Below are 4410 nucleotides of genomic sequence, written 5' to 3'. Positions count from 1 at the left end.
CTCAAATACCGTATTGTGAAGTAATGGCGACAAAGTCTGCTTTAACGGGTTGCCGTAAAGCGCTATGAACCTGGTGTCAACATTTGGACAAAACATCTTTACCCCTCCCATTTAATTTAAAATACGATTACTACTTTTCCAGTTCAGGATCGTAAAATTCGCCAAAAAGCTCCTCATCCGACGGGCGATCCTCAGGGACGGGTTTCGATACCCATGTCGTATTCATGTAGTGTTTAAGATAGATATTTTCGGATACGATGTTGCCGCCCCATGTGCCACAGCCCATGCTCGACGTCATCGGCATCCCGTTGGTAAACGACCCTGCGTTCGCCTTGGATTGAGGTTGACGCACCATGATGCGGCTTACGGGAGCCTCCAACGCCAGCCGGTTGATATGGTCCTCGTCAAAAGAATAAATTCCGCAGGAATGCCCCTTGCCGCCCACTTCAAAGATGGCATGCATCATCTCTATGGCCTGATCGAATCCCTTGTATTTATAGAGGGCAAGGAGTGTGGTCAGCTTTTCGCCCGAGAAGGGATGTTCTTTGCCTATACCGTCGCCCATGACCATGATGAACTTCCTGTCCTCAGGGATGGAAAAACCGGCTATGTTTGCCAGCTTTTGGGGAGGAATGGCTACCGTATTTGGGGTGCGATGCCCTTCGGCGTCCCACATTACGGCGCGCAGCTTCGCCTTTTCTTCCTCGTTTGCCAGATAGCCGCCCTCTTTGATGAGCTGGGCCACCATGGCATCGAAGATGCTTTCCTCTATTATTAGGTTGCCGTCCGCCGAACAGCCGGAGCCGTAATCGGAGGTCTTGCTCAGCATGGTATTGTGGGCAGCTTCTTCGATGTTTGCCGTCTCGTCTATTATCATCGTGGCATTTCCGGCTCCCACACCGTAGGCGGGCTTTCCGGAGCTGTAAGCGGCGCGCACGACGCCCTGGGCTCCCGTTGCCATGACCAGGTCGACCTTGGACATGAGGTAATTTGCCATGGGTATGGTGGGATTGGGCAGGCACTGCAGGATATCTGCAGGAGCGCCTTCTCTTTCGAGGGCCTCGCGCATCAATCTCACCGTCTCCATCGATGTGTTTTTCGTGCGCGGATGGGGGGAGAAGATTATGACGTCTCTTGCCTTAATCCCGTATATAGCGCCGCCTGCAGGCGTAAGGTCCGGGTTTGTCGAAGGAATGAGAAATCCGATTATCCCGGCAGGCTTTCCGTATTTGACTATCCCCTTTTCCGGTATCTCCTCGATGATGCCGACGCTTTTCTGCCTCAAGGCGTCCCTGAGGACCCCTCTTATCTTGAACCTCTTGTTCATGCGAGTGACGGGATCGCCAAGCCCGCTTTCTTCAATGCCCATGTCGACCAAACGCTTGAAGGTCTTCTTGTTTGCCACGGCCCAAGCGACGGCCTGACACAACCTGTCGACCCTGGCCTGGTCGTAGGTCTCGATCACCTTGAAGGCCTTCTTTGCCCGCTCAATGGCCTCGTCGACGATACGCATCTGTTCCTCCGTAAGTTCCTTTGCCATGATAACATTATGCCTCCTGTTAATATAATTTATTAAAATTTTTCGGCTACAGGCCGCACGGGGTGGCCTTGCCCGTCAATACCCTCGCCATATGGCTGTTAAGCGCGTCGGGGGCAAACTTCGCCAGCTCAAGAGCTGCCTTCACAAGTTTTTTGATGTCGATGCCCGTAGGAACACCTAGGTTTTCAAGCATGTTCACAAGATCTTCGGTCGCAACATTTCCCGCTGCTCCCGGAGCAAAGGGACACCCTCCAAAGCCTCCAAATGAAGACTCAAGCGAGTTTATCGGGAAGCTCAAGGCCGCAAAGGCGTTGGCCAGCGCCATGCCTCGAGTGTCGTGAAGGTGCAGTCCGAGCTCGAGCCCCGAGGGCAGCGTCGCAAAGATCTCCTCGAAGAAGCTTTCTACTTGAAGCGGATTTGCCACCCCTATCGTATCGGAAAAGATGAAACGCCTTATCCCGAGGTCCATGCCGCGTCTTACCATATTGATAACCTTCGAGACGGGCTGAAGCCCTTCAAAAGGACAGCCAAAGGTGGTAGGAAGGGATAAGATGACGTGGGGAGCATCCTTAACAGCCGAAAATTCCCGGACGATCTTTTCAAGCTCAGCAAATGACTCATCTATCGTGTGCCGCACGTTTTCTTTGTTGTGGCTTTCACTGACTGAGATGACGAAGTTTATGGCGTCCATCTTCATCTCCAACGCCACCCTTGCGCCAAAGAGGTTGGGCACGAGGGCCGTCAAAAAAAGGTCCTTGTGTTGGCGTGCCTTAATCGCCCCTACGACCTCTTTGGCGTCCGCCATCTGTGGGATCGCCTTAGGGCTTACGAAAGAGGTGATCTCCATCTCCTTGACGCCCGCATCGATGACGGTCTCTATCATCTCTATCTTCTTTTCCGTCGGGATGAAGGCCTTTACATTTTGAAAACCGTCGCGCGGCCCCACCTCGACTACTCTTACGTCTTTGTTGATCTGTCTCATGATCGGTCAATCCCTTTTTTTAGAAAAATTCGCTCGGGCGCTTCTTGTAAATGTTGTTTATGTCCCAAACCCCGTCAGTGGGCACGGGTGCGTTTTCCATGTAGACCTCGATCAGGCACGGTTTATTGCTGTCGAGGGCTTCCTTTAGAGCCTTTTTGAACTCATCGGCCTTGCTAACACGAACCCCCTTGATGCCGTAGGCATTGGCTATGGCTGCAAAATCAGGGGAGTAAGGCTCGCCTGTCGGTTTTTCGAAGACCGTTCCAAACATCGTGTCGTAGTGGCTTTTTTCAAGCAGTGCGATCGTCCCGAAGGCCGCGTTGTTCATGACCACCCAGACGACGGGAATATCGTATTGTGCGGCAGTAGCCATAGGCGAAGGATTGGCTCCCATGGCACCGTCTCCAATGAGGGCGACGACCTTGCGGTCGGGCCTTGCCAGCTTCACGCCAAGGGCTGCCGACGGCCCGTAACCCATGGTACAAAGCCCTCCCGGGGTTATGAAGGTGCCCGGCACGTAAATGGGAAATTGCTGGCCCACACCATTTTTGTTCCATCCCACGTCGGTAACGACGTAGCCGTCCTGCGGTAAAACTTCCCTCAAATCGGCCAGGATCCTTTCGGGACGCATAGGATATTGATCGCTTTTTATAAATTTTTCCCTTTGTTTTTCGAAGTCCTGTTTATAAGAGGCGATCGCCGAGATCACTTCAGGGCGTTTGAAACCTTTGGGATATTTTTCCTTGGCTACCTTTAAGATGACTTTCAAGGCAATTTTAACGTCCGCAACGGCACCAATTTCCGTCTTGTAATTTCTTCCTATTTCCTGAGCATCTATATCGATGTGGATTAGCTTGGTAGGAGGAATGTTGAAGGTCACGTCCCTGTACCATGAGCTGCAGTCGGCCTCGGACATCCTGGTGCCTAAAGCTAATATTGCGCTTGCCTCACGGGCCATTTTGTTAGTGAAATAAGTTCCCCAGAATCCCGTCATGCCAACCGCGAGAGGATGGGCGTCTGAAAGCGACCCCTTGCCCATGAGTGTGTAAAGGACCGGCATTTCGAAATGCTCGACTAACGCTTTCAGCTCATCGCAGGCATCGGCAGCGATGACGCCTCCGCCGGCATATACTGCGGGAAGTTCCGCTTTGGCCAGCAAGTCCACGATCTGCTCGGCCGTCTCCTCGTCCAGGGAGGGCTTTGCCGGCGAAAGGAGGTTGTCGATTCTCTGCTGGAACAAGGACACGTCGATCTGCTCGGAAAATATGTCCATTGGAATCGACACCAATACGGGTCCGGGCCTACCCGACACGGCAAGCCTAAAGGCTTTGTCCAAGATCTCAGGAAGCGCTTCAGGAAAATCGACTCGCCAAGCCCGCTTCACGAAGGGACGATATATCTCGTACTGACTTGCATCGGCATGCATGTTAACCTCCTGATGAGGATGCTTGCCGTAATAATAGGAAGGTACGTCGCCTGCGATGACCACAAGGGGTATAGAATCAAGTCCGGCTTCTGCTACGCCGGTGGTAGCGTTAGTCAAACCCGGCCCAAGATGGACCAAGGCTACGCCGGGCAACTTCATGCCTGACGCTCTGGCATAACCGTCTGCAGCGTGAGCAGCAATTTGCTCGTGTCTGACGCTTATGTATTTTATTTTGCTGTTCTCCAAAGCATCGAGCATCGCAATTACCGTATGTCCGCAAAGCCCGAAGATGTGTTCGACGCCTTTTTTCTCTAGAAAATTCACTATCTGATAAGCCACAAGATCTTTCATTTCTTTGCCTCCTTATAATTCTTTAAAATAAAATTTACGGTAGTAAAACATCTCTGTTTAACATGCCTTATACTTGCTCATCGCTTTTCTAATCGTTCAGGTAAAGGGAAT

At 51.9% G+C, this 4410-nt stretch carries 3 protein-coding genes; all 3 read right to left on the bottom strand.

Features of this window, described 5'->3' with window-relative positions; translation table 11 throughout:
• Nucleotides 1–130: 130 nt before the first annotated feature.
• From Q7P41_RS00930 to Q7P41_RS00920, 3 genes are read right to left on the bottom strand one after another with little or no spacing between them, the layout of a single operon-like run.
• Nucleotides 131–1540 (bottom strand): aldehyde dehydrogenase family protein, encoded by a 1410-nt coding sequence (locus tag Q7P41_RS00930; RefSeq protein ID WP_303881400.1) that lies wholly within the window; start codon nt 1538–1540, stop codon nt 131–133.
• Nucleotides 1541–1586: 46 nt separating this feature from the next.
• On the bottom strand, nt 1587–2522 hold the full coding sequence (locus Q7P41_RS00925) for a hydroxymethylglutaryl-CoA lyase (RefSeq protein ID WP_303881397.1): 936 nt from the start codon (nt 2520–2522) through the stop codon (nt 1587–1589).
• Between the two features lie 19 nt (nt 2523–2541).
• Nucleotides 2542–4299, bottom strand: coding sequence for a thiamine pyrophosphate-binding protein (locus tag Q7P41_RS00920; RefSeq protein ID WP_303881395.1), 1758 nt, complete (start codon nt 4297–4299; stop codon nt 2542–2544).
• Nucleotides 4300–4410: the final 111 nt, after the last annotated feature.

The organism is Acetomicrobium mobile (assembly GCF_937920065.1).
This window is presented reverse-complemented; position numbering and strand designations above follow the sequence as displayed.

Excerpts from the sequence above, each read along its gene's own strand:
- Q7P41_RS00930 (WP_303881400.1), bottom strand. The coding sequence starts at position 1,540 with ATGGCAAAGGAACTTACGGAGGAACAGATGCGTATCGTCGACGAGGCC.
- Q7P41_RS00925 (WP_303881397.1), bottom strand. The coding sequence starts at position 2,522 with ATGAGACAGATCAACAAAGACGTAAGAGTAGTCGAGGTGGGGCCGCGC.
- Q7P41_RS00920 (WP_303881395.1), bottom strand. The coding sequence starts at position 4,299 with ATGAAAGATCTTGTGGCTTATCAGATAGTGAATTTTCTAGAGAAAAAA.